At 67.2% G+C, this 1,636-nt stretch carries 2 protein-coding genes and 2 pseudogenes; 1 reads left to right on the forward strand and 3 read right to left on the reverse strand.

Going from position 1 to position 1,636, the window contains the following annotated elements; all coding sequences use genetic code 11:
• Positions 1 to 97 precede the first annotated feature (97 nt).
• Positions 98 to 799, reverse strand: coding sequence for an SDR family oxidoreductase (locus tag AB0G14_RS35595; protein WP_357705196.1), 702 nt, complete (start codon positions 797 to 799; stop codon positions 98 to 100).
• A gap of 60 nt (positions 800 to 859) precedes the next feature.
• Here AB0G14_RS35595 and AB0G14_RS35600 point away from each other — a divergent pair, with 60 nt between their 5' ends.
• Positions 860 to 1,249 (forward strand): MerR family transcriptional regulator, encoded by a 390-nt coding sequence (locus tag AB0G14_RS35600; RefSeq protein WP_357705198.1) that lies wholly within the window; start codon positions 860 to 862, stop codon positions 1,247 to 1,249.
• Here the strand turns inward: AB0G14_RS35600 and AB0G14_RS35605 are convergent.
• Both AB0G14_RS35605 and AB0G14_RS35610 read right to left on the reverse strand, forming a co-directional pair.
• Positions 1,230 to 1,460: pseudogene (locus AB0G14_RS35605) on the reverse strand (IS630 family transposase); the annotation flags it as partial. The gene AB0G14_RS35600 and the pseudogene AB0G14_RS35605 sit on opposite strands and share 20 nt — an antisense overlap.
• 18 nt (positions 1,461 to 1,478) lie before the next feature.
• A pseudogene (locus AB0G14_RS35610) lies at positions 1,479 to 1,636 on the reverse strand (IS5/IS1182 family transposase); the annotation flags it as partial.

The following is a 1,636-nucleotide window of genomic DNA, read 5'->3' on the forward strand; positions in this document are numbered from 1 at the left end:
CATCGACCGCCGCACCTACAAAGCCACCACCAGCATCGACGTCATCAGCAACGACCCTTGACCAACCAGCCAGCGCCCTAACTGAACGGCGTTGGTACTAGTGCTGATCCTGAGTCGGGGCGTAGAAGGTCCGGGGGTCGCCGGCCAGGGATGCCTTCACGTGGGCGGTCCAGTCGTCGGCGACGACCTCCCACAAGCCGGCCTCCAAGCCGTCCAGCGCGGCTTTGACGATCACTGCGGGGTCGCTGGTCGGACCGTCGTAACCGGCTGTCATGTCGGTGGCGGCAGCGCCGAGGAGCAGACCGGTGACCTGGGTCTTCTGGTCGGTGAGTTCGAGGCGCACGGCGTTGGTGAGGTTCCACGCGGCGGCCTTCGCGGCGGCGTAGGCACCGGTTCCGGGATAGGCGAACCAGGACAGGGCGGAGAGGACGTTGAGGATCGCGCCGCCGCCGAGCCGGGGCGCGAAAGCCCGGATCATGTTCAGGGTGCCCCAGAAGTGGGTGTCCATCTCGCGGCGGACCAGGTCGAGGTCACCGGTGACCAGCCCGGCGCCGGTGGAGATGCCGGCGTTGTTGACGAGCAGGGTGACGTCGTCGGCGGCCGCCGTGGCGGCGGCCACCGACTGCGGGTCGGTGATGTCAAGCCGCAGTGTCTCGACGCCGGGAAGGTCGACCAGTTCGGGACGGCGGGCGGTGGCGTAGACCTTGGTGGCGCCGCGCTCCAGCAGTTGGGCGGCGAAGTGCCGGCCGAGACCGCGGTTGGCTCCGGTGACCAGGGCGATTGCTCCGTTGATCTGCATGCGGGCTACGCTAAAGCCTAACGTTGACGTCAGAGGAAAGGGTTGTGACGATGGTCATTCATGCGCATCGGTGAGTTGGCGTCCCGCTGCGGCGTGAGCGTGCGCGCCCTGCGGTACTACGAGGAGCAGGGCCTGCTGACCTCCCTGCGAAGCCCGGCCGGCCAGCGGGTCTATCCGGAGCCGGCGGCGGATCGGGTCCGGCTGATCCGGCTGCTCTACTCGGCCGGCCTCTCCAGCCGCACCATCCTGGAACTGTTGCCCTGCGTCGAGGACCGGGTGACGACTCCGGAGTCACTGGCCCTGCTGGGCGCCGAACGTGAACGGATCCATGCCCAGATCGCCGAGCTGACCGCGGTCCGCGACCGCCTCGACGAGGTCATCGCGATGTCGCTCGACCCGGCTTACGGCTGCGAGTACCGGCCGGCCCAGACTAGTGTCCTGAGTCGTTGATTCGTTTGCAGTATGCGGCGACCGTTTCGAGGATGTCGTCAGCCGTCTTGGTCCACACGAACGGTTTGGGGTCGGCGTTCCATGCCTCGATCCAGGCGGTGACGTCGGCTTCCAGTGCGGCGATGCTGCGGTGGGCCGATCGGCGGAGTTTGCGGTTGGTCAGTTCGGCGAACCAGCGCTCGACGAGGTTGAGCCAGGACGAGTAGGAGGTCGCGCGGAATGGTGGTGGTCATCGGCGGCGGTTGGGGCGGCTGTCCCACCGGTAGAGGATCCATGCCCGTCGGGTCAGGCTACGGACGGTGATGATCGCGTCGGCGAGGTCGAAGTACGCGTTGATGACCTTCTCGGTTCGTTCGTAGCAGCGTTGCAGCCGGTTGAACGCGTTGT

It is taken from the genome of Micromonospora sp. NPDC023814 (assembly GCF_040639595.1).
In the GTDB taxonomy this organism is placed as follows: Bacteria; Actinomycetota; Actinomycetes; order Mycobacteriales; family Micromonosporaceae; genus Micromonospora.